Source organism: Shewanella piezotolerans WP3 (assembly GCF_000014885.1).
Taxonomy (GTDB): Bacteria; Pseudomonadota; Gammaproteobacteria; order Enterobacterales; family Shewanellaceae; genus Shewanella; species Shewanella piezotolerans.
Genome location: NC_011566.1, coordinates 3,164,770 through 3,189,786 on the forward strand (window position 1 = coordinate 3,164,770; position 25,017 = coordinate 3,189,786).

20 protein-coding genes are annotated in these 25,017 nt (G+C 41.8%); 6 read left to right on the top strand and 14 right to left on the bottom strand.

Annotation, left to right across the window (positions count from 1 at the left end):
* Positions 1-25: 25 nt before the first annotated feature.
* From lpxM to pheS, 4 genes are all read right to left on the bottom strand, one after another.
* Positions 26-964 (bottom strand): lauroyl-Kdo(2)-lipid IV(A) myristoyltransferase, encoded by a 939-nt coding sequence (gene lpxM / locus SWP_RS13505; RefSeq protein ID WP_020913084.1) that lies wholly within the window; start codon positions 962-964, stop codon positions 26-28.
* A gap of 77 nt (positions 965-1,041) precedes the next feature.
* Entirely contained in the window at positions 1,042-1,338 is a 297-nt protein-coding gene (gene ihfA, locus SWP_RS13510) for an integration host factor subunit alpha (RefSeq protein ID WP_012142935.1), read from the bottom strand.
* Positions 1,339-1,342: 4 nt separating this feature from the next.
* Positions 1,343-3,730 (bottom strand): phenylalanine--tRNA ligase subunit beta, encoded by a 2,388-nt coding sequence (gene pheT, locus SWP_RS13515; RefSeq protein WP_020913085.1) that lies wholly within the window; start codon positions 3,728-3,730, stop codon positions 1,343-1,345.
* Positions 3,731-3,745: 15 nt separating this feature from the next.
* Positions 3,746-4,729, bottom strand: coding sequence for a phenylalanine--tRNA ligase subunit alpha (gene pheS / locus SWP_RS13520; RefSeq protein WP_044555921.1), 984 nt, complete (start codon positions 4,727-4,729; stop codon positions 3,746-3,748).
* Between the two features lie 428 nt (positions 4,730-5,157).
* Here pheS and SWP_RS13525 point away from each other — a divergent pair, with 428 nt between their 5' ends.
* Positions 5,158-6,651, top strand: coding sequence for a methyl-accepting chemotaxis protein (locus SWP_RS13525; RefSeq protein WP_020913087.1), 1,494 nt, complete (start codon positions 5,158-5,160; stop codon positions 6,649-6,651).
* Between the two features lie 204 nt (positions 6,652-6,855).
* A complete protein-coding gene (locus SWP_RS13530) occupies positions 6,856-9,456 on the top strand; it encodes a cache domain-containing protein (protein ID WP_020913088.1) in 2,601 nt (866 codons plus the stop codon).
* 113 nt (positions 9,457-9,569) lie between these two features.
* Here SWP_RS13530 and SWP_RS13535 read toward each other — a convergent pair whose 3' ends face one another.
* The 7 genes from SWP_RS13535 to speA all read right to left on the bottom strand — a co-directional run bounded on the left by SWP_RS13535 (position 9,570) and on the right by speA (position 17,646).
* On the bottom strand, positions 9,570-10,445 hold the full coding sequence (locus SWP_RS13535) for a putative ATP-dependent zinc protease (protein WP_020913089.1): 876 nt from the start codon (positions 10,443-10,445) through the stop codon (positions 9,570-9,572).
* A 1,384-nt stretch (positions 10,446-11,829) separates the two neighbouring features.
* A complete protein-coding gene (locus SWP_RS13545) occupies positions 11,830-12,183 on the bottom strand; it encodes a DUF3802 family protein (protein ID WP_044555923.1) in 354 nt (117 codons plus the stop codon).
* A gap of 114 nt (positions 12,184-12,297) precedes the next feature.
* Positions 12,298-12,873, bottom strand: a complete 576-nt coding sequence (locus SWP_RS13550; RefSeq protein WP_020913091.1) for a YceI family protein — start codon at positions 12,871-12,873, stop codon at positions 12,298-12,300.
* A gap of 204 nt (positions 12,874-13,077) precedes the next feature.
* The gene (gene pdxH / locus SWP_RS13555; protein WP_044555924.1) at positions 13,078-13,719 is read right to left on the bottom strand and encodes a pyridoxamine 5'-phosphate oxidase; all 642 of its coding nucleotides are present in this window, start codon (positions 13,717-13,719) and stop codon (positions 13,078-13,080) included.
* A gap of 55 nt (positions 13,720-13,774) precedes the next feature.
* A complete protein-coding gene (gene speB / locus SWP_RS13560) occupies positions 13,775-14,704 on the bottom strand; it encodes an agmatinase (protein ID WP_020913093.1) in 930 nt (309 codons plus the stop codon).
* A gap of 17 nt (positions 14,705-14,721) precedes the next feature.
* Positions 14,722-15,720: an S-adenosylmethionine decarboxylase proenzyme gene (locus SWP_RS13565; protein ID WP_228371065.1), complete on the bottom strand. Its 999-nt coding sequence runs from the start codon at positions 15,718-15,720 to the stop codon at positions 14,722-14,724.
* Between the two features lie 12 nt (positions 15,721-15,732).
* Positions 15,733-17,646, bottom strand: a complete 1,914-nt coding sequence (gene speA / locus SWP_RS13570) for a biosynthetic arginine decarboxylase (RefSeq protein ID WP_020913095.1) — start codon at positions 17,644-17,646, stop codon at positions 15,733-15,735.
* A gap of 528 nt (positions 17,647-18,174) precedes the next feature.
* On the opposite strand from speA, the gene SWP_RS13575 reads away from it, so the two are divergent.
* The 4 genes from SWP_RS13575 (at position 18,175) to SWP_RS13590 (ending at position 21,618) form a co-directional block, all read left to right on the top strand.
* A complete protein-coding gene (locus SWP_RS13575) occupies positions 18,175-19,008 on the top strand; it encodes a CvfB family protein (RefSeq protein WP_020913097.1) in 834 nt (277 codons plus the stop codon).
* A gap of 119 nt (positions 19,009-19,127) precedes the next feature.
* Positions 19,128-19,781 carry a YceH family protein gene (locus SWP_RS13580; RefSeq protein WP_020913098.1) on the top strand — a complete coding sequence of 218 codons (654 nt, stop codon included), beginning with the start codon at positions 19,128-19,130 and terminating at the stop codon, positions 19,779-19,781.
* A 134-nt stretch (positions 19,782-19,915) separates the two neighbouring features.
* Positions 19,916-20,722 carry an ABC transporter permease subunit gene (locus tag SWP_RS13585; RefSeq protein WP_020913099.1) on the top strand — a complete coding sequence of 269 codons (807 nt, stop codon included), beginning with the start codon at positions 19,916-19,918 and terminating at the stop codon, positions 20,720-20,722.
* The gene (locus SWP_RS13590; RefSeq protein WP_020913100.1) at positions 20,719-21,618 is read left to right on the top strand and encodes an ABC transporter ATP-binding protein; all 900 of its coding nucleotides are present in this window, start codon (positions 20,719-20,721) and stop codon (positions 21,616-21,618) included. Before SWP_RS13585 ends, SWP_RS13590 begins: the two co-directional genes overlap by 4 nt.
* Positions 21,619-22,833: 1,215 nt before the next feature.
* On the opposite strand, the gene SWP_RS13595 is transcribed toward SWP_RS13590, so the two are convergent.
* The 3 genes from SWP_RS13595 to SWP_RS13605 form a co-directional block, all read right to left on the bottom strand.
* Entirely contained in the window at positions 22,834-23,040 is a 207-nt protein-coding gene (locus SWP_RS13595; RefSeq protein ID WP_012155714.1) for a cold-shock protein, read from the bottom strand.
* A 303-nt stretch (positions 23,041-23,343) separates the two neighbouring features.
* Positions 23,344-24,150, bottom strand: coding sequence for a 23S rRNA (guanine(745)-N(1))-methyltransferase (rlmA, locus tag SWP_RS13600; RefSeq protein WP_020913104.1), 807 nt, complete (start codon positions 24,148-24,150; stop codon positions 23,344-23,346).
* Positions 24,147-24,962, bottom strand: a complete 816-nt coding sequence (locus tag SWP_RS13605; protein ID WP_020913105.1) for a hypothetical protein — start codon at positions 24,960-24,962, stop codon at positions 24,147-24,149. The genes rlmA and SWP_RS13605 overlap by 4 nt, the downstream gene beginning before the upstream one ends.
* Between the last annotated feature and the right edge of the window lie 55 nt (positions 24,963-25,017).

A 25,017-nucleotide genomic window follows, 5' to 3' on the forward strand; every position in this document is an offset into this window, starting at 1 on the left:
TTTTTAGTTTAATCTGCACTGCTTGCTAATTATAGATTGATTCTTCGCCCTCAGGGCGCGTCTTCAATACCCTAAGAAACCACATATATTGCTCAGGATAAGCCAAAATAACTTGCTCTACAGCCTTGTTCAGGGCGATAGCTTCATTTTCTTTACCCTGCATATCTTCAGGGGCAATAGCTGGCATCACCGATAATTGATATTGTCGCTTCACTTGGTCATAACCGATTTTGACAGGCATTACTTGTGCATTGCCTGCTTGGGCTAGTCGCCCAACCACAGGTAGTGTCGCTTTAGTCGTGCCTAAAAAAGGGGCAAAAACACTTTTGTCTGGCCCTAAATCTTCGTCGGGTAGATAGAAAAAACTATTATCTTGCTTAAGTTCGGCCAGTAAAGCTCTAATGCCTGCTTCACGCATATAAATGTTACCGCCTTGGGAGCTGCGCATGCGGTTATTAAACCAATTAAACAGGTCATTTTTATGGGCTTTTGCCATTGATACCATGGGCAGATCTAAGTTTAACCGCAGACCTGCATATTCTATCCCCCATACGTGGGGCATGATAAATATCACTGGCTGTCCGGCAGCTCTGGCCTGCTGAACATGCTCAAAGCCTGCAAGATGCACTCTATTGCGAATGTTCTGTCGCGACTTTACTAGCAGCTCGGATTGCGCCAGTAAAATCATCACAAAATTTTCAACGTTATCGCGGATCAAAGCCTCTATGTCGGCATTCGATTTTTCAGGGAAACAAGTTGTTAGGTTGGCTCTGGCAACAGCTATTGGTTTAGCGGCAATCTTAAGCACCAATTTTGATAACTGACGAGCAATAGGATCCCTAAACCAAGCAGGCATAAGGCCAAACAGCACCAATACTAAAATAGCAAACCATGTCAGCCAATATTTCGGATGTAATAACGATAGCCTGAAGCGACGGTCAAAATACTTCGGTTTTCTAGACAAGCGCAAACCTCTTTAGCAGATGAATAACAGAAAAAGCCACTCTATTGAGTGGCCTCTTCATCACGATGCTAGTGCAATTACTTCTTTGCGTTAGCTTCTTCGACGCGACTTTTCAGCTTCTGTCCTGGACGAAATGTCACAACACGTCTCGCTGAAATAGGGATATCTTCTCCCGTCTTTGGGTTCCTTCCCGGTCTTTGATTCTTATCTCTCAGGTCAAAGTTGCCAAAGCCAGATAGCTTGACCTGCTCACCACTTTCAAGAGCTTGACGAATCTCTTCGAAAAACGTCTCTACCATCTCTTTCGCTACTCTCTTATTGATACCTAGCGTTTCAAAAAGATGTTCTGCCATTTCGGCTTTGGTAAGTGCCATACTTTTAGTCCCTCAACGATGCGTTGAACTCGTCTTTCAGAGCAGAAACCACTACATCAACCATCTCTGCGATCTCTTTCTCTTCAAGTGTACGAGTGTTGTCTTGTAATAAGAGTGCGATTGCAAGGCTCTTTTTGCCTTCCTCTACACCTTTACCTTGGTATACGTCGAACAAGTTTATGCCAACCAACTGATTTTCGCCAACTTTTCTTATCAATTTTACAACATCATCGGCTGCAACAGCTTCATCAACAACGATTGCAATGTCACGTCGATTCGCTGGAAACTTAGATACAGTCTGGGCTTGCGGCAATTCAGCATGTAACAAAGCGTCCAATTCAAGTTCAAAAATAATTGTCTTGCCATTTAGGCCAAATGGCTTTTCAAGGGTAGGATGAACCGTACCTATGATGCCAATTACACGATCATTTCTTAATATTTCAGCACATTGCCCCGGATGAAGCGCTGGGTGAGTTGCTGCTCTAAAGCTAAATTCGTTGTCTGCAACGGTTAATCCGATGACGGCTTCGAGATCACCTTTTAGATCGAAGAAATCAACTGTATTTGACTCCATTGACCAATGCTCATCGTTCTGGTTACCGGCAATAACCGCAGCCAACATTGGCTCTTGAGCTACACCTGAGTCTACAGATGCGTTTGGCACAAAACGTAGACCTGTTTCAAACAATCTAACGCGGTTCTGCTGACGACTTTGGTTATAACCCACAGCCGATAATAAACCAGTAAACATAGACAGACGCATTGCTGACATCTCAACCGAAATTGGATTCGGCAAGATCATTGCTTCCGCGTTTGGGTGTATAAGGTTTTGCTGCTTAGGATCAACAAAGCTATAAGTTACTGCTTCTTGGAATCCACGTGCAACCAACATGCTACGAACACGTTTTAGGCTAATATCGGCCTCATTGTGATCAGACATGCTTAACTGCGCTATCGGCGCAATATTTGGGATATTGTTGTAACCGTAAATACGGGCAACTTCTTCAATCAAATCTTCTTCGATTGCCATATCAAAGCGATAGGTCGCAGTTGTGACACTCCACTGCCCTTCAGTCACTTCAACGGCAAAGCCAAGTCGTTCTAGGATTTCAGTTACATCGTTATCTTCGATATGGTGTCCCAAAGTACGATCTAACTTACTGCGACGTAATACAATTTGTACTGGCTTTGGTAGGTTGTCGTCAGATTTAGCTTCAACAACAGGACCAGCTTCACCACCACAGATGTCTAGGACTAAGCGGCTAGCACGATCCATCACTTTATGTTGAAGTTCTGGGTCAACGCCACGCTCAAAACGGTGTGAAGCATCAGTATGCAGACCAATCTTACGGGCTTTACCTAAAATAGCCAGTGGTGCAAAGAATGCACACTCCAGTAAAATGTCTGTTGTCTCAGTGGTCACGCCTGAATGTTCACCACCAAATACCCCTGCAAGCGCTAGAGGCTTCACACTGTCGGCGATGATCAACATACCTTCTGGGATAGTTATTTCATTGCCATCAAGCAATGTTAGCTTCTCTTCGCCAACTGGCTTACGTACCTGGATGCCGCCTTCCAATTTAGCATTGTCAAATGCATGCATTGGCTGACCGAATTCAATCAGTACATAGTTAGTGATATCAACGATTGGATCAATTGACCGAATACCACTACGACGCAACTTCTCTTGCATCCAAAGTGGCGTTGCCGCTTTCACGTCTACGTTTTTAATCACACGGCCCAAGTATCGAGCACACTCTTGTTCGGCCTGTAACTCGATTTTTACTGCATCACTAATGGTTGCAGTAACGGCTTCCCAAGTAGGCTCAGTCACCGTTTGACGGTTCAATACACCCACTTCGCGAGCCAGTCCAGCCATGCCTAGGCAATCGGCTCGGTTAGCGGTTAAATCAACATCAATAACGGCATCATTTAGATCCAGATATTCACGCACGTCTTTACCAATTGGAGCATCCGCTGGCAGTTCAATAATGCCATCACTTTCGATGTCGATGCCGAGTTCACCGTAGGAACAAAGCATGCCGAAAGATGGTTGACCACGCAGCTTGGCTTTCTTGATTTTAAAATCACCAGGTAGCACAGCGCCCACCATTGCAACAGCGACTTTAAGACCTAGTCGGCAATTTGGCGCTCCACAAACAATGTCGATCAGCTCATCGCCACCGACATTTATTTTAGTCACTCGTAGCTTGTCTGCATCAGGGTGCTGACCACACTCGACAACTTCACCCACCACAACACCGCTAAATTCAGCAGCGACAGCATCAATGCCGTCCACTTCCAAACCCGCCATGGTAATTTGATGTGCTAATTCTTCACGGTTAACACTTGGGTTAACCCACTCACGAAGCCAAGATTCGCTAAATTTCATGCTATACAGCTCCGTTTATTTAAATTGCTTAAGGAAGCGAAGATCATTTTCAAAGAAAGAACGTAAATCGTTAACGCCATAACGCAACATAGATAGACGTTCAACACCCATACCAAATGCAAAACCAGAGTACTTTTCAGGATCGATACCTACGCTACGCAGTACATTCGGGTGCACCATGCCGCAACCTAGGACTTCTAACCACTTGCCATTTTTACCCATTACGTCAACTTCAGCAGAAGGCTCTGTGAATGGGAAATAAGACGGGCGGAAACGCACCTCAAGATCCTCTTCAAAGAAATTGCGTAAGAAGTCATGTAATATGCCTTTAAGCTCAGCAAAGTTTACATTCTCAGCCACAAGTAAACCTTCCACTTGATGGAACATAGGCGTATGTGTTTGATCGTAATCGTTACGGTATACACGGCCAGGAGAGATGATACGAAGTGGTGGCTTTTCATGCTCCATGGTACGGATCTGTACCCCCGAGGTTTGGGTACGCAGCATTACTTTCGGGTTGAAATAGAAAGTGTCGTGATCAGCACGTGCAGGATGATGTTCTGAGATGTTTAGCGCATCGAAGTTATGAAAGTCATCTTCGATTTCAGGACCATCTTTAACGGTAAACCCAAGCTCGCCAAAGAAACTCTCAATCCGTTCAATGGTACGAGTAACTGGGTGTAACCCACCGTTTTCAATACGACGCCCTGGTAGGCTCACATCAATACTTTCTGCTTTCAATTGCGCTTCAAGTTCTGCCGCTTTCAATCCATCGATGCGTATAGAAAGCTGCTGCTGAACCGCTTGTTTCGCTTGGTTCACAGCTTGACCAAAGGCCGGCTTCTCTTCAGGAGGCAGTTTCCCCATCATCTTCATCATGTCGGTAATTTTACCTTTTTTACCAAGGTAATCGACACGGAGGTCATCAAGCGCTTTTAAATCTGTAGCGTCTTTGATGGCGGCTAAGGCCTGTTCTACGATCTCTGTTAACTGTGACATCATCTCTTCCAGTGCATGTAGGTCAAACCTACGAGTCTTCGGGCGTACATATTTTCTTAGGCGAAAATAGAAAAAGACACAAATTTTACGTGAGCAATCCCCATTTGACTAGGGTTAATTGCACCTTTTTACAGGCTAACTGCTTATTTTGTTTAGTCCTTGCCCAAGAACAAACCACTCACCTAGCCTCTTTCGGTAAAATATGTATCTTAAAGGTTAAATATTAATTGGTTATTCAGCTACATGATATGTACTATCTCGCTATTCAGTAAAATGCTATTCACTAAGCTACGCAAGGGTTTCAAGCACTTAACTGACATAACGAACAAAAAAACACAAACAGATATAAATCTGTAATTAATTGGTTAAGAAAAATGATTTTTAACCGATAAATAATAGGGTCGCAGTTCTAGGATTGAGAGAAAATTATGAAAGAAGTTAAGTTTCGCTGGGTCGATAAATACCTTATCCATATGACGCTAAAGTCAAAATTTGCTGTTATGGCAATAATTCCCATATTGACCTTAATAGGACTAACACTAGTACTAACCAATCATTTCGATGAAAACTTACAACGGTCGCAGCTCCTTCAAGCTGAGCAATATAATCAAAAAATGAATGAAGCTTTAGCAACAGCCTATCGATTCATTCCCGAAGAAAACAAACAACAGTTCATCAGTACATTAAGTGGAGATATTACGCTTCATGATGAAAATAGTGCCAGCCGCAATATTCAAAGCTCAGCTATTGCCGGCGGCGAATCTTATCTTCAAGGAAGTCGCATCGAGAGTGTTAGCCGCAGTCACAATGGCTTAATCACCGTTTCTAATATCCAATTGAAGACAGATAGTAGTAACGAATACTTTGTCTACGGCACATTGCTCGCACTGATTATGGTCATTTTTATCACCAGTTACTATATTTCAAGCTTTGTCGGTGGCGCGCTTTACACGAGTGTTATGGCGTTAAAGAAAGCAGCAGATGGAGACCTCACTGGTCGACTCAATTTTTTTGAAGTCAAAGATGAATTTAGCATTTTGGCTATTAGTATCGATACCTTGGTTGATAGACAGCATAAACTCGTCACGCAAATGACCAATGCTAATGAGCAGATCCGCAACGTAGTTCAATCTTTTAGAGATACAGCTCAAGAAGGCCAATCTCTGGCAATGAACCAAAGACAACATTTAGACTCATTAGCGACCGCAATGGAAGAGATGACGGCAGCAGTAAAAGAGGTTGCTCGCAATGCCGAGCAGTCCTCTACCGAAACTCAAGAAGCCAACAATCAAGTTGATGCTGGCTCTCGAGACATTGCTGTAACAGTAGATGCTATTGGCGGTTTGAGTAATGAGATTGCGGACGCCTCTGATGCGGTAAATAACCTCAATGAGAATGCAGCAAAAATTGATGAAGTCGTAACCACCATTAACGCCATTTCTGAACAAACTAACTTACTTGCGCTTAACGCTGCTATCGAAGCTGCAAGAGCTGGCGAACAAGGCCGCGGTTTCGCTGTCGTAGCGGATGAAGTCAGAACCCTCGCTGGACGAACTCAGGCTGCTACTGTTGAAATAAAATCAATGATCGAAGCGCTCCAAGCAGGTTCAAGAAATCTTAAGCACGTGATGAGCCGCACTGTTGAAAAGGCAGAGGAAGGCAAAAAACATGTGCTCGACACGGGTAACGATCTAAAAGGCATTGCTCATCATAGCGCCAAGGTCTATGAGATGAGTGTACTGATTGCTACTTCTGCAGATGAACAATCTGCTGTCGCAAATGAAATCGCCACGAATCTCATGGAGATCCGTAATCAATCCCATGATGTAGAGCAGTCAGCCAATCAATCGGTTTCAGGTTGTGACGAACTGCATGCAACTGCAGAGCAACTAGATACTTTACTGTTAGGCCTAAAAATATAATGTTCTAGCGACACGCTTTACAAAGGGTAGCACTTTAGTGCTACCCTTTTTTATGTCAGTATCTTAATTGTTACATTGCCAGTAGCGTATTGTTTTACAAAAATTTAACTAGGCTTGTATACTTAAGCAATCGTTTCAATTTTATCCTTAAACAGTATGGATGCTAATTAGGGTAGCTACTCACTATTTGAGCATAACTTTAGCATGATGAAAGGCAAGAACCGTCCACCAAAGCTGACCGACTGGCGCAAAAGTTTACCAATGAAATTCATGTTCATCCAACTCGCTGTGGCCACAATCATCATTCTAACGAGTGTTTGGTTTATTAAGTCTATCGAAATTAATCGACTAATAGACAACCAACAAACACTGAATGTTAATGTAGGTAAAGCGATCACCGCAAGCTTGCAGCAAAAAACCAATAAAATAGAAAACCTCGCGGTATCCATTAGTTCCCTTGGAGAGTTGTATCAACACTCCCCCTCTCTTCTTGATGGAAGCATACCCGCGCTATTAGACCAGTTGGGCCAAGAGGAGGTTATTCTTGGCGGAGGAGTTTGGCCAGAACCTAAACTCACTAACAAAAAAGACAGCCATTTTTGGGCCCGTAATGCTAGTGGCAAGTTGCAAAAAGTGAATGGCTACAATCAGGACAATGTTCAAGGCTACTCCCAAGAGAGCTGGTATATTCCAACTAAATATTACCCCGCCGACACTAGTTATTGGTCTAAGTCCTATATAGACCCAATCACACAAGACCCGATGATTACCGCCTCTGTTCCTATGTGGTCACATCATGAGTTCATCGGTGTCGCTACGGTTGATATCGCACTGTCTAGCATTGATAGTTTTTTCAGAACCGCTCTTTCAGGCCAAAGAGGTTATGTTTTTGCACTTGATCAACAAAATCGAATGCTTTCCTACCCTAAGCTTCCGCAAAACATTTCTGATGATGAAGCTCGAAGTGAATTATTTCAGCCCTTCTCCGACTTTAGCCAGCAACATGCAGCCTTTGAACCACTGCTACAAGTCATTGAAACAATTGATAAGGAGTTTATTAAACAAGCCAATATAGATAGTGCCTATACTCCAGAGCAACTTAACAGTGTTACCGCTAATGTGCCTTTGCAGGAACGCGCTAAGCTTACTGCGTTAATCAACCAGAATGCCAAAAGCAAATTAACAGAAGTACAGCTGCTTAGCAGTCTCGAATTGATAAGTGATCCACAATTTAAAGAGCCAGTCATCGTCAGTGTCTTTTTGATGCCTGGAACCTACTGGAAAGTCATTTTGGTGACACCACTTACGGCAATAGAAAGCAGTGCAAAATCGATAGCCAATTCTGTTGGCCTTTATTTAGTGAGTATCCAAATAGCCGCTCTCATGCTGCTATTTATCATCCAAAATAAGCTATTTATTTCTCCGATAAGTAGAATGGTTAATGCGCTTAATAACAGCAATTCAGCAATGATTGAACTTGAGAGTAATAGCAGAAAAGATGAGATTGGCATGTTGGCAAAAGCATTTAGCAGTCGTACGCACCAGTTAGAGATCGCACTCGCCAGCTTAGATGCCACAAATCTAGCATTAGAGAAACAGTTAGAAGTACAACAAATTGCCCAAGCTGATTTAAGGGAGAGCAAGGAGCACCTTAATCTTATTCTTAATTCTGCACATAACCTTATTTTCATCAAAAGCATATCGGGTGAACTTACACTCGTTAACGACCAGTTTTGCAAAACTGTTGCCTTAGAACGTGAAAATATAATCGGTGTGAGAGATCATTTGGTGCTTGCCAGAGACGTGGCGAAAGTAAATAGCGACAATGACCGAATCGTCATAGAGAAAAAACAGGAACTTAGTTATGAACAAACATTTCCAAGTGAAGGAAAATTGCATACTTACTTAGTCACCAAATTCCCTATTTTAGATAACGAACAGCAAGTGGTATCAGTTGGCACCATAGCATTCGATATCAGCAAGACTAAAAGCTTAGAGCTTAAGAAGAAAGCTCAGTTTGAGATCCTAAGACAAGAAAAATCGAAAAATATTCGATTCATCGAGAAGCTTGAAGAGACAAATAAACGACTAGAGTTTGAGTCTTTACAGGCCCGAGTTCAAATCAACAAAGAGTATAACTACGAAAAAGTTAAATTGGATAATCAAGCCCTTTACCCCACACTGGTGGCCAATTTAGTTCGCCCCATATTCAGACAGCAAGATGAGCTTGCAGCCAAAGCGTATCGTCTGTCTAATGGCAGTCTTAATGCCGCCGATTTTGGTGTAGAGCTAACGGCACAAACCGAACGATTAAGACATCTAGAGTATCTACTATCAGCGCAAGATTACGGCGCAAAACCCATCGACCTTGTGCAATTGTTAGAACATATTATTGCGCTTTTACGCCCAAAGTTTGTCGACGCAGATATAGACATCATGATCCAAAGTGACGACCGCCTTATCGTCGATGGGATCCATTGGCACTACTTGGTACTGTTTTATAGAATTATCAACAACACCTTGGCAGACGCTTTTGAACACCATCAAACGAATAAAAGCATAAAACTTATTTTGGCCAAGCAGCAAAATCAGCTGATCATAACCGTTTATGATAATGGTAAAGGATTTACGACAAATCAGTTAGATGTGTTGCAACAACAAATAAACGAGAGTGAGATTAATGGTGCTATTACAACATTGTCAGTGTGGTTACAAAGTGAGTTTAACGGTAAAGTTCAGATAAGAAGCTTACAACCTGAAGCTCAATATAAAACCCAGATCAGTTATTCTTTGTCTCTTGTTTAGAAGCCTATACAGCTTTTGTCGCCGTTTTGAGCACGGTTGTCTAATGGCGTTCAGTCACGAAGAAGGCACTCCTGGAGAGTGCCTTTAGTGGCTATAAATGTATTTTAATTAGGCTACATAGATACATCGACAATATAGTGCCCTTGCAGCCAGTTGCGGCCAATTAGCAACTTATAAGTCATCTTGCTTCTATCTCGTAAGTTAACTTTTACTTTATACTCTTCACCCGCCTCACCAATATTGAGTTCGACCATATAGCGAACTTCACTGCCTTGGGCATTACGAATAAGAGAGGTTTCTACAATACGAGATTTGACGACTTTAGACTCACCTTTCTCATTCTCTGTTGTAAAATGAATCACCTTGCCGACATTTTTCTCCATATCAGAGTCTTCATTGTCAATTTTAAAGTCCACTGCATGTAATGAGTTTTCTACCGCACCTGTGTCAATACGGGTCTTAAACATCATGCCGCTTTCAACAATGCTAATTGGAGCCACTGGGCCAATGTATTTTTTATCTGCCACATCGACTACATAACGCCCTTTTAGCCAATTTCGGCCAATCAACAACTTATAGTCCATATGACTTCTATCACGAAGGTTAACTCGTACCTTACGCTCTTTGCCTTTAAAACCGACATCAAGGTCAACCATATAACGCGTTTCGGTACCTTGAGAATTACTTACGGTAGATGTTTTAACGATCTTAGCCTGCAAACGCTTAGTCTGACCTTGACCATTTTCAGTAGTAAATGACAACATTTTACCAATGTTATCTTTCATGTTTTTAGCACTGCCACCTTCAACTTTAAGATCAATTGCGTGCAAAGAAGTATTTACCGCGCCAGTATCTATCCTTGCGACATAAGGCAGTTCAGCATGGCTGACATACATATTGGCAGTCGAGCCAATAACCGCTTTATCATTAGCTTGTACTGATAATGAAGTCATCAGGGTCAACAGGCACCATCCCATTTTTTTTAGCATTGCAATTCCTAAGTATAGTTACGTCAAAATCTAGAGCGTTAGAGTTATCATAGCAAGAAACATCAATCTTTGAAGCGGCACTCTTCTTTTGAAAAAAATAGCACAACCTAATACCAATCAGCTGACTAGATTTTTTACAATAGAATAGTTAGCGCATTAAACTTAGCAGCTCAACACTGACTGTTGCCTGAACAGAGAATGATATCAAGCCGGTAAGTTGTTGTTAATATACCCACCCGAGCTGAAAACGCAGGATTCATACCAATTGTATTAAAAGTTTGACCATTCAGCGGGAATTCAAAACGTTGTAGGCAAGTAGCGGGGTTTGAGCTAATAGTTATTCTCGGCTCTGGCATCCTGCTTCGCTCTCGATAATTGCTCCTGCATTATTCTACCTTCGACCATCCTTGGTCTCGTACCTCCTAAATCCATTTAGTCGTATATCCAAATCCCATAGCGAAGCATACAGCGTTTGCCAATTTGTTTAACCTCAGCCGCACTACGTGAGCCCCTCAGCCTTTCCACTTCTGCTTTGCATTGGCTTAAAAGGGAATAACCATTTCTTTACCAATGCGCTTTGAATTGAAAAGGCTGAGGGGCTCTGAATTGGTCAAATACTCAATGCAATTGGTATCAGTGGGAGTTTAATGGGCTTTAGTCACAGGTTCATTGCTCCATGCTGAACCTAAGCACCTACATCTGACCTCCAGGGATGGAGGGAATACCTTGAGCATGTCAGGAACATACTAGGCCATGTAGGCGAGACAGTGATTGCAGCTAATGGTCGCTCCCTCGGTAAAATCAATAACACAGAGTAAATCCCATGTTCTTTATATAAGAAACGCCCATCGAAGAAGGGCTTGTGCAAGCCCACTTCGTTGTTGCGGCAACTTAAAAGGGAATAACCATTCCACGTTAACGCGCCTAGCATTGAACTAGCACAACACCTCTGAAACGAGCATTTTCAAGTGGGATGAGTATATAGCGGGAATTAAAAGAAATGGAGGACAAAAAGAGCAAATAATATCGCCGTACAAGCGCAATGACCAGCATACCATCGTTTATGGTAGCTCTGCTTGTAGAGATTGAAATTTCGGAAAAACTGTACCCCTAACCATACTAGGATAAATGGTACAAAAGGCAAAGAGATAACAAGCGGGAAAAACCCCCAGCCTAAGTCGAAAGCATTTTGACTAAATAAACGAAGGAAAAACCAAAAAACAAACAAGCAAATATAAACAATCAAATGCTGCTTATTAATTGAGCTTTTAACGTTTGAAAACATCGAATTCCCCATACTCATTATTGAACACTAGGCCTTATTGCTACCAGCAACAAGAGCCAATGGGGATAATTCTGTAACGAAATATAAAAACAAGGTTAATCACGCAGCCATTAGCTTGGCAATCTCTTGATCAAACAAGTTTTTAATTAAACATGAAAACTCTGTAATAAACAGTGTTTGCTCAGCTGTAGCCTTATGATCAGCAATTCGTGCCAAGATCTCTTCTAGATCATACACAATTGAATCAACCTCCCTGATAACTAAATTCCGTTGAGCAAAACTTAGCGAAGGATTCTGACCACAAACCATAATTATTTGAGCGGCGAGTTGCTCTTCAAATAGCTCCATCACCGTATCTTCTGATACAGCTTGTTGTTGCGAGTTTTCAAATATACCTAAATGCTCAGTCAAATACTGAACCAGGTGCATATACCCGTCTTTGTCGGTAACCATATCACATCCGAAATATGCAATTAGCATAAATGACAAAGCGGCTCAAAGGCAGCCGCAAAAATTCTTTGAATAAGAATATTATCTGAGTTTAAAGCGAAATGATATCGACTATCTCTATTTCTTGAGGTTCAGAATAAATGAAACTGGTACCGCTTTACTGATTGCAGATAACCCAGCTATCTCACGCAGTTTTTCAATACCTTGCGTCAAGCCAAAACTGTCTGAGTTGACAATAACAGGCACAGCACTAGCAACCAATAGGTTGCTATTAGATAGCTTAGCAATACTCACCGTAAAGGGAAGCTTCACCTTTTTTCCATGCAAGTCTACGACTCCTTCGACTGTGGTAATAGTGGAGTCTCCGACGCTCAGCTTTTTAAGCAACTTAGTGTCGACTTGAGCCGTTAACGTTAGCTTTGGAAACTTATCTACTTCAAACAATAGCGAGCCCATGCGCTCATCTCTTATCTCAATATTGGTATCAACGCTTGCTAGCGATACCGTCAACTTAAACTCGCCTTTTTCATTGAGCATGCCTGAAATGGTTTTAAAATGATGAACCTCGGCAATATCGCCTTTTTTAATTGATACAAAATTGACCTTCGACTCATCATTGGCGACGTTCCAATCAGCGGCTGACGTTATAAACGATAACGGAATAAGCAATAATCCAGCAATGACACTTTTCATGTGTAGCTCCCTCTAGAGAAAATAGTGATAGATATCAATGTACAAAAACAGCAATTGACGCTAATTTAGCACAAGCTACTATCCAGTAGCAGTAATATCTATTTCTTATGACATGAAATTATTCTAGTACAATGGCCAGTTTTGCCTAATTTAAAACAACAATGCCACTGTTTTAAAGTGGCATTGTTAACAAAATAAACGATTTCACGGCGCTAAGCGGCTTTTAGCCCATTGCTCATCTGCTGACCTTTCATAGATAAATCGGTCATGCAAACGGTTCTCACCACCTTGCCAAAATTCTATACTGGTAGGCTTAACAATGTATCCTCCCCAAAACTTTGGTAGCGGCACATCACCTTTAGCAAACTTCGCTTTCATCTCGGAAAATTTTGTTTCTAGCGCTTTTCTAGCTGAGATTGGGCTAGATTGCTTAGATACCCAAGCAGCTATCTGGCTATCTTTGGGGCGAGACATAAAATATTTTAACACTTCAGTTTTTGACAAGGGCTCAGCGACACCGGTTATCGCGACTTGTTTCTCTAAAGTATGCCATGGGAATAACAAGCTAACTTTCGAGTTTATGGCGATATGTTGAGCTTTTCGGCTTTCTAGGTTTGTAAAAAAAACAAAACCATCATCGCCAAACCTCTTCAGCAGCACAATTCGCTGAAAAGGTTGGCCGTGCTCATCAACAGTAGCCACTGACATGGCTGTAGGGTCTTTTATCTCCGAATCCTTTACCACTTCAAGCCAGGAGTTAAAAAGCTCCATCGGATCATCAGGAACGTTCTCACTATGCATCTCTCCTAAAGAGTACTCTCGCCTGATATCACTTAACTCTGACATTGACCAATCCTTAAATATTACCTGTAAAAAAGCTGTTCAGTTACTTGCGGTAAGTTTACTTAACTTTGCCATTAGAATCAGCCCAAACATGTAATAACTCCAAGCCTAATGTTGCCCCAGCTAAAGCAGTGATCTCTGCACTGTCGTATGCTGGCGCGACTTCAACAACATCCATACCGACTATATTCATGCCATTCAAGCCTCGAATAATTTTCATTGCTTTATCGCTGGTTAACCCGCCACATACTGGAGTGCCAGTTCCAGGAGCAAAAGCAGGATCTAAGCAATCGATATCAAACGTAACATACAAAGGCATATCACCGACTCGCTCTTTAATCTGAGCAATTATTTGGGCGGCACTTTGTTCATTGGCGGCTGCGGCATCAATGACTTGAAACAGATGATTGGGTTGATCGTACTCAGTTCTTATCCCAACTTGTATTGAATTTTCCGCAGCAATAATGCCCTCTTTCGGCGCATGATAAAACATTGTCCCGTGGTCATACTTGCTACCTTGGCTATAAGTATCAGTGTGGGCATCAAAATGAAGCAACGCCATTTTACCGTGCTTCTTATAGTGAGCTCGTAGCAGCGGCAAGGTCACGAAATGATCACCACCAAAGCTGAGCATCGCTTTGCCTGAGTCGACGATAGCAGTCGCAAAATCTTCAACTCGCTGAGTAAAATCAGCGGAGTCGCCACAGTCATAAACAAGATCGCCGGCATCAACAACTTTAATATGGTCACTGAGTTTAAACGGCCATGGCCAACGTGACTCTTCCCAAGCAAGATTCACTGATGCTTGACGGATAGCGCCAGGCCCCATACGGCCTCCCGAACGCCCGGTTGTAGCCATATCAAAAGGCAAACCTAACACAACAACATCAGCATCACTCTCTAACGGGCTAAAATTCAAAGGTAGCCTTAAGTAGCCAAATGCATTTGAGTAAAGCGAGTAATCAGGTTTATCTGCGATAGTGGTCATAGAAACTCCATAAAAGGTCAAACTTTAATTACTGCAGCCGTTAGTTCTTCCCTAACAGGCTGAATATAATGTTTATAATTGAAAGAATTAGCTGCATTAAGCGCAAGTTCACAACACGCCACTTCGATATGTAGAGGGTAGCTATCTGCCGATAATTGTTGATTGACGCTAATGATATCCCAGCTACAAGGGGTCAATATTTTTAACATGCTGGAGAATATATTGAACGATGATTGTTCAAAATTCAAGTTAGTTTCTATGCTTACATAAGCGCTATGTTCTTGTGGGGTAATATGCATGGTCAGGAAATGCTCACCATATAAACCGTTTATTGAGTAGCCACACGGTTCAAACAAGTGATCATCAAACACAAACTCTGGCAGTAACTTAGGTAACTGCAACAATGCTAATATTTGTGCCTTAGTTTGATTAGGTTGCCGTAAGTATTCTGCTATATCGCCCTTTATATGGTACATCAGTAAGCTAGTGCTACGGCTTAACATTTCCGTCGTCTCACTGCAGAAAAGATAATGATGATGACCATCTAAATGACCGACTCGGTAGGCTGTGCCGTTCAGTCTCGATCTTAACAACTGGCAATCATCTTCGAATCGAGTAGCCTGCAAGTGAGACAGAAACTCACTTTTCCGCTGGTAAGTAAATGAAGCAATATTGTCAACATTAAGCTCATCAATAAGGAATACTGCCGCCTCGATCAGATTAGTGTTGCCACAAGTAATCAGCAGTACCTTACTATCCCAAACGAACAGGCTAGACTCACTCAACACATAAGCATCGCATTCGCCATTTGATAAGACCGAAAGTATATCAGCGCCTGCTAGCGCTAACCCTTGCTCCCAAAAGTCACGACTAAAACCACGAAGCGAAGCATTGCCCTGCTTGACTCGAAGTTCGATTTTCTTTTCTGAACCTTCAAAAAACATCTGACTACTCTGCTCAGGATAAAAAATAAGACCAGTGCTGATGGGGCTCAACACTGGTCTGGCAATACTCAATCATACTCTATGCTAGGAGAAATCTTCTAGATAGGTATAGCCTTTCAGCCCTAGCTGAAGCTCTTCAAGTATATTACTTCGTTCATCTGCAACGATATGCTTATTAACTAGCTCTTCATAGGTCCTCATAAAAGAAACTGCTTCCAAGTTCACATATCTAAGCACATCAGCAACGGTGTCCCCTTCCAGTACCGAATCAATATTACGACGACCATTTTCATCAACTCGAACGACTGCAGAATTAGTATCACCAAATAGGTTATGCATATCCCCCAAAATCTCTTGATATGCCCCTACCAGGAAAAAACCAATAAGATAAGGGCTTTCTTGGGTCCAAGCAGGTACCGGCAGCGTAGTCTCAATGCCTTGTCCATCAACATATTGATCAACAATACCATCGGAATCACAGGTAATATCAAGCATCACCGCACGGCGTTCAGGTGCTTTATCTAACCCAGATAAAGGCATTACAGGAAATACCTGATCAATCCCCCAAGCATCGGGTAGCGATTGAAACAACGAAAAGTTAACGAAGAACTTGTCAGCTAATTTTTCATTTAGTTCATCAATGATTGGTCTGTGATAACGATATTTTGAGCTCATACTGCCTTGCAGTTCATGACATACTCGTAAATTAATCTGCTCAGCCCACGCTCTATCAGCCAAACTTAATTGCCCGAGAGCGAAAAGAGAATGTACCTCTGTTAAGTCACTTTGGCAGTCGTGAAATATTTCAATCAGTGCTCTTTGGTCAGCCTTTCCACTCACTTCAGTCCATGACTGCCACATATTCTGCAGCAATAGCGGTGCATCTTCGCTTGGCGGTAAAATAGTTTCAGGCTTATATGACTCAGTGCCAATTACATCGGTCAGCAGCACGGCATGATGCGCAGTTAAATAGCGCCCCGATTCTGAAATAATTCTCGGCATCGGCTGTTCATACTCTTTGCACATATCAGTAAGCACACTTACGATGTTATTTGCATATTCAGTTAAGCCATAGTTCATAGAGTTATTGCTTTGGCTACGTGTGCCATCGTAATCAACCGCTAGTCCACCACCCACATCGAAACATTTGACTTGTGCGCCGAGCTTCATCAGTTCACAGTAAAACCGCCCAGCTTCACTCACGCCTTGACGAATATCTCGAATGTTGGCTATTTGAGAGCCTAAATGAAAATGTAGCAATTCTAAGGAGTCCAACATTTCTTCATGCTGTAACAGCTCTATAACTTTGAGTACCTGAGCAGCAGATAGTCCAAACTTAGACTTTTCACCACCACTTGCTTGCCATTTCCCTTTACCTTGAAACGCCAGTCTCACCCGCAGGCCAAGCCTTGGTGTAACCCCAAGCTCTTTAGCTTGTTCCAATACAACTTTAAGCTCTGACATTTTCTCAAGTACGATATAAACTTTGTGCCCTAGCTTCTCACCAATCAATGCTAAACGAATGTACTCTTTATCTTTGTAACCATTACAAATAATGACCGAACTGGCCTTTTGAGCCATCGCCAATACTGCAAGTAATTCAGGTTTACTACCCGCTTCTAGTCCAAGCTGCGGCACCTCTTTTTCGACCTGGCTAGCTAATATCTCTTCGACAACAGTTTGCTGTTGATTCACCTTAATAGGATAAACCAACAGATAATCAGCTTCATATTTATACTTCTGAATCGCCTGATTAAACGCCTGACACAGGCTATTGACTCTATGATGCAGTATTTGCGGGAATCGAACTAAAACAGGTAGAGCAACGCCCGCCTTAACCATATCTTTCGCAAGTTCATTTAAACCAATCTTGCAATCAGGACGGTTCGGATCGGGGGAAACGGTAACCTCACCTTCATCGCTGATCCCATAAAGTCCCTGACTCCAGTAGTTTACATTGTAGCTCGCTCTTGCATCATCAATAGACCAATTGTTCATACTTTTCCTAACCTGCCTATCTAACCTATGAAATTCTAAACAGAGCTTATCGCTCCATTTTATTATCTTATGATTCTGTGTCATTCAATTAAGTAAATGACTCTCTTATATTAGCGGAGCACTGTACGTTCTCTAGCTATACGCATCTTGGTTTCGCTTGTTAGCAAATAAACATAGCATGTATCAGCTAATGATTAAAATTCACTCTAACTTTGGCTCTACAGTTTGTGCTTATAAACACCCTACAAACCTTACTGAATATCAGTCTATTAGCGTCATGTTTTAGGGCGCGCAATTAAACCTTGAGACGCACAAGAAATCAAGCTTAACATTGAGAATCTTAGCGATGTAATGACTATCGCATCAAACTGCCCCCAATACGTCAAAACACGACCTTTAAGTCGTCACTTTCAGTTAACCAAATTCAAATCTTCTCTTTATTATCGCTATGTGGCTAAAGCATATTTAAGTTAATTCCACTATAATCGCTGCAGAAGTTAGTCGTCCCAGTAAAAAGTAGAGATAAACATGATAGAGATAGGAAAAAGCTGCAGGCTTGAAGTCGTCAAAGAAGTTGAATTTGGCGTTTATTTAGATGCACAAGACTTAGGCCAAGTGTTGCTACCGAGCAAAGTAATGCCAAAAGAGTGCCATGTTGGTGACATGGTTAGTGTATTTCTCTATCTAGATTCACAAGACATGATTATTGCCACTACGCGCCGACCTCTTGGCCAAGTAGGCCAATTTGCCTTTTTAGAAGCCAAAGTTAATGGGCCATACGGTGCATTTTTAGATTGGGGATTAGACAAGGATCTGCTGTTGCCATTCGGTGAACAGCATAGAGAGATTGAGGAAGGAAAGTCTTACTTAGTTCATATCTATACCAGTCACGTTGATGACCGCATAGTAGCCTCTTCTAAGATTGATAGATTTTTAGACTTAGAAGAACCTAATTACGCAGAAGGCGAAGAGGTCAGTCTTATTATTGGTGGTACAACCGATCTTGGCTACAAAGCAATTGTTAATAATAGCCATTGGGGCGTACTGTACAAGAATGAAGTGTTTACACGCTTGAGTTTTGGGCAAAAGATTAAAGGCTTTATCAAACGAGTAAGAAGCGATGGGAAAATAGACCTTTCGCTACAAAAAGGGGTAAAAGAAGAGCTAGACAAGCACTCTATGACCATCATGTTTAAACTAAAACAAGCTGGCGGCTTTTTACCTCTCAATGATAAAACCGATGCTGAAGTTATCTACGCTAAACTTTCAATGAGTAAAAAAGCGTTTAAAAAGAGTATTGGCGGTTTATATAAGAAACAGCAAATCACTATCACTCCAGACGGGATCCGTTTAGTCGAGTAACTTTTTGTTTACCTAAACGGCTATAAATACCACAGTTATAGGCAACCGAAGCTCAACCCCTTTGCATTAAAGCATGGCTCTGTTATAACAAAGTCATGCTTTTTTATTAAGGGATCAATATGGAACTCACGCAACATGAAGCACGTGTTATCGGTGTTTTATTGGAAAAAGAACTCACCACCCCCGAGCAGTACCCTTTATCTCTCAATAGTTTGACCTCTGGCTGTAATCAGAAAACGAGCAGAGAACCCGTGCTTAACTTAAGCGAATCCGAAGTGCAAAATACGCTCGATAGCCTTGCTAAAAAGCGTCTAATTTCAGAGCAGTCAGGCTTTGGCAGCCGCGTAGTAAAATATAAGCACCGTTTTTGCAATACAGAATTTAGCGACCTTCAATTAAATCCTGCACAGCTAGCCACTATTTGCCTACTGCTATTACGCGGTCCACAAACACCAGGCGAACTAAGAACTCGCAGTAATCGACTGCATGAGTTTAACGATGTCAGAGAAGTTGAGCATGCACTTGATGAACTGGCCCGCAGGGATTCTCCTCTCGTCGCACTCTTAGCAAAACAACCAGGTAAGCGAGAAGCACGCTACTGCCAATTGTTCACAACCGAAGAGTTAGAGCTCACCACTAATCCAATACTGCACAAGGATGCAGAACCGCAGACTTCCTCTCGAGCAGAGCTCGAGGATAGGGTGTCTAAGCTCGAAGTTGAAGTCGGTGAACTAAAGGCGCTTATTCAGCAGTTTCAGAATAAAAGCCAATAAAAGATCTAAATAATATTTAATCCATAAGCACTAACTAATGGTTAACGCCCGTCCACTGAGGTGTTAACCTGTTAGCCATTTTAAAATCCATTGATTAAGGGATTAGTTTGGAAAATAGTAAGCAAAGCAGTAACATGAGGAACATGTTGTTACTCGCACAATTCGAAGTAAAAAAAATGCTTTTCAACCCTCGAGGAGTTATAGCCCTCGCTGCATTTTCCCTAGTTTGGCTACTTATATTACTCTACCCTATCCGCGGAGCCTCAGAGTTTCTTATCAGCCCTGACTACGAAGCCCTTATCGAAGGTTTATTTGGACCTGAGGTTGTCAGTGAATTATTTAAGTGGTCAGTAGCTGAGCTCGCCATCTACTGGATTGCAGCGCTATACCTATTTCCGTTGTTCAGTATCTTTATTGCCGCCGATCAATTTTCATCCGACAAAGCACGTGGGACCTTTCGCTTTCTGACACTTAGAACGAGTCGAGAGAGTATTTTCTTCGGCCGCTTCATTGGTCATATGACCATTCAAACCATGTTGGTATCTCTGACTGTATTAGCCACAATAGTTTTAGGCGTTAGTCGAGAGGCGACTCTGTTAATGCCAGCTATCGGCAGTGGTGCTTTGGTCATAGTGAATCTAGTCATTGTGCTACTGCCTTATACAGCATTAATGGCAATACTATCTCTCTATGCCAACTCTGCAAGACAAGCAACCATCTATGCCATTCTTATCTGGGCGGCCATGTCGATAACGATCGCAATCATCAACAATTACCTACCCATAATTAGTGAGCTGAAATGGATCTTACCTGGTTCACAGATTTCACTGATGATTAATACCCAAGGCCTAGGGAGCTTTGCTTATGCGCCAGTTGCCTTATTACAAACATTAGTGCTTCTGATACTTGGACGTATTTATATTAAACGGAGCGCGATATGAGACTCATAGAATGTAAAGGTTTATCTAAATCTTATGGTAGTAAACAAGCATTAAAGCAAGTAGATTTAACCTTAGATGCGGGCACCCCCATCGCATTAGTTGGTCCTAACGGTGCCGGAAAAACAACGCTGTTTAGCTTATTGTGCGGCTATATTACACCGACTTCTGGAGAAGTGAGTTTACTTGGGCATAAGCCTGGTGACGCCGCTCTTCTCGGTCGTATGGCTTCGTTACCTCAAGATGCCACGCTGGATCCTAACTTTGATATCCTCACTCAGCTGGTATTATTTGGTACTTTACAGGGCTTATCCAAAAAAGAAGCTAAATTAGAAGCTCTGCGAGTTTTATCATTAGTGGACCTAGCGGACTGCGCTTCTCAAAAACCAAAGTCGTTAAGCCATGGTATGGCGAAACGCGTCGCTATCGCTCAATCACTGATTGGTTCACCAGAGATAGTATTGCTCGACGAACCTACCGCAGGGCTAGATCCTGCAAATGCAAAAAAAATCCGTGAATTAGTCAGAGAGCTTTCCGGCAAGACCACATTCATCATCAGTTCTCACAACTTAGATGAGCTTGAAAAACTTTGTGGTCAAGTGCTCTATTTGGAGCTTGGCCAACTGACACAATCAGTGTCCATGGATGACAACCAACAAAGCCAGTTCCTAACGTTAACGATGCAGCAGTGTGATAGCGAAAAATTACTAGATGGGGTTATGGGGCTAGCAGATATAAATTCAATAGAAAAAAAGCAGCATAACGAGTTTTTAATCAAGCACAATAGTGAAGAAGATTATGCTATAGAAAGTGCATTATTTACCTTGTTCAAACAAAACAGTTGGCAATACAAAGCTATACTTAAAGGTCGCACTCTAGAAGATAAACTATTCTCTTAAATAAACACCACTGCATCGCTGGCTCTCTGGGCCAGTGATGCTTTCTCCAGCAATCCTCTTTGTTTAATCAATCTAAAACTCCGATAAAAAGCAGATCCAGTGCAGTAAAATAAATCCCGTAACGCCTATTTCAATTAGCGCTGGCGGCGTGTGATAACCATTTATACCAATCAGTATAAAGATTTGATCGCTCAGCGAAAGTTTAGCGGGTTTAAGATAAGGTTATTAAATGCTCCTCGGTAACTGCTCCAGCGAGACTCTCAATCATCGCACCTGCATTATTCTAGCTTCAGCATCCTTGCTCTCGTATCTCCTATATCAAGCCTCCAAGGAGGGAATGCCTTAAGCAGGTCAGAACATGCTAGACCATGTGGTTAGCAATGAATGAAGGACATAGTTAAGCTAGGATCAATTTCATTAGCGCTGCATCAAAGCCGCTAAAACTCGCCTGTAAGGAGTGTTTTTGACTGCCTACTCCAGCAACAAATAAACTCATAAGTGAATTATCATTGTGCCATTACACACCTTGGATAGCCTGCCTTGAATTAGCTCGCCAAAACACTCTGAGTAGATCAACTTATTATATTGACTGGTATTAGTTGCTCGTAGTATGTCCACTTTCTATACTGACAGGTAATACAACTTTATAGTGGCTAATTTGGCTGTTTATCGCGGTGTCAGTGAGTGGTGTTTTAATACCAATTGCATTAAGTATTTGAGCAGTTCAGAGCCCCTCAGTCTTTTCAATTCAAAACGCATTGGTAAAGAAATGGTTATTCCCTTTTAAGCCAATGCAAAGCAGAAGTGGAAAGACTGAGGGGCTCACGTAGTGCGGGTTTCAAAACGCTGTATGCTTCGTTATGGGATTTGGATATAGAATAACTATTAGCTCAAATTCCACTACTTGCCTACAGCGTTTTGAATTCCCGCTGAATGGTCAAACTTTTAATGCAATTGGTATAACTGATATGTAGCTCAGTTCGCTAAAGGTGTTACAAGCCTACAAGGATGAAGCTACAACTGGAACGAGTAAAGAAATTAGAAACGATAGAAGCGACTTTGTAAGAGCATTAGCTGAGGCAGCTAAATAGACCGTTAAGGCCAAGTGTGGCGACTGAAAAATTTTAAAAATGACACAAAGAAAAAAGAGCCGTGGTAAACCACGGCTCTTCGAAATCTTTTTGCGATTAGCTAGATGCTAATCAAGCTGGTAACTTAAACTACAGTTACGTTCTCAGCTTGTGGGCCTTTTTGACCTTGAGTAACAGTAAACTGAACTTTTTGACCTTCGTCAAGAGTTTTGAAACCGTCAGAGTTGATAGCGCGGAAATGTACGAATACATCTGGGCCAGACTCTTGCTCGATAAATCCGAAACCTTTATCAGAGTTGAACCACTTAACAACGCCAGTAACTTGAGACATAATATTGAATCCTGTAAATATAAATTAAAGCCTTAACGGCGGTAAAGCTGGAAAATGCCGGTTTACTTAATGTTAACAGGACGAACATTGTCGTATTGAACACATAAAAATAAGCCCTAACCTTCAAGCTGCAAACACTATAAACCATTCTCAGGAGATGTCAACACACTTTCTAGACAATATTTTTAGTGTTTTTACTTAAATATCTGGCGGTTGTAGATTTAGTGATTAAATCTTTTCTACAAGCTCGACATACAAACACAGCAAAAGCTATCAAAACCAGCTCATGAACGCTGATAGCTGCTATAAAGCCCTAAAAACCTCTATTTTAAAATCGAGTTCACACTCAAAGCCAGTAATCGATAACGTTTGTTTTTGTTCATCGGTTAGTTTCCAGTTATAGGGTGTCATCTGCAAAAAATGGCGAATATCATTTTCGTCTGACAAATGTAGTGTACTTTCTAGCCGCTTTTGCTCGATTAGCTCAAAACCTTCGATACTCGAAGCTTCTTGGGTATGTTCTTTTGGCGTATCATAAATCAGTTCTTTTAATGCAAAATGGTGTCTTGGGCCTGCACACACGGTAATGAGTATTCCACCAGATTTTATTACTCGCTTCAATTCAGTCTCTAACGACGGCGCGTAGATCCTTAGCATAAAGTCAAAACTATCATCAGCGTATGGCATATCAAAGGAGCTCGCGACACTGAACGCAATATCAGGATAGCGTTTTGCAGCATATTTAAGTGCAGACTTACTAATATCTAACCCAAACAAAGCAAAATCTTCACCCAACTCTTTTGCCAATCGACTTGAGTAATACCCCTCTCCACAACCAATATCGAGACCATACTGTGCTTCTTTAAGAAAGGTTTTAGCCAGATTGTTAACATTATCACTCAGCTCTTGATAGTACCCTTTATTGAGAAACTCTCTTCGAGCAAACATCATCTCTTTATTATCACCAGGGTCGTTCGACTTTTTCTTCTGCACTGGCAATAAGTTTACATAACCCTCTTTTGCTCTATCGAATCGATGATTCGATGCACAAAACCACGTTTTGTCTTGTAGTGTTAATGCTTGTTCACATATAGGGCAACGATAAATCATTGTTTATTCTCCAATGCAAAGGAACCGTTTGTTCCGTCTGCCATAAGTTGTTCTACTATTTCATTCAGTTCAATTGGGGCGAGTACTTGATAATACGCTAACTGCCTAATTAACTGCTCCTGCTCTATAGATTGATTAGCAGGCTGGCTTAAACTTGGTCGTTCCGATATCTGCGAATACTGACGGCTCAACAATTGCCTTTTTCTGATAAGTTCGGCATCGAGTTTACTGAACTCTTGTTGATCCCACTCTTTACTTACCCGAGTGAGCTCAAATCGAACACTTTCCAATTCGCTGATTTCAACCAACAGGCTTTCAGCGCTGTGCTCAACATCTATCGAGCGAGCAATGATATGTTTGGCTAACAAAATCTCTTTAGCGATATGTCCAATTCTAAAATCCGCTTCCAAAGCTACAAGGTTCCACTTAACTGTCTCAACAATATTAAATTGGCACATATCATTAAATTTAACCGCAACCGTCAATCCAGCTCCAAGTTGCGCAGCGCAAAGTTTTGGCGATGTCCCTAGGGCTGAGAACAGTCTCCAGCCTTGACCAACAGTACGAGTAAGACAATCTGTAGCCTCAACCGCTGTATTCAAATCATAAACCGATAATGACAAGTAAGGGTGTATTCTAACCATCAACGATGCTTTCGTTGCAGATACCGCCACAACCACGACTTCGACTATCGGGCCCGACTGCAATTGCAGCGCGCTAAAGTCGCCAAATTGTTTGGAGAGAGAAAAGACTAATTTAGATTGATGACTAATTTCGATAATTTGCGGTTGGATTAACAGCGGTTCAAACATACAGCACCTCATAGACCAGTGCATATTGTACTTGCTTTAACTTTTCGGTGCTAGT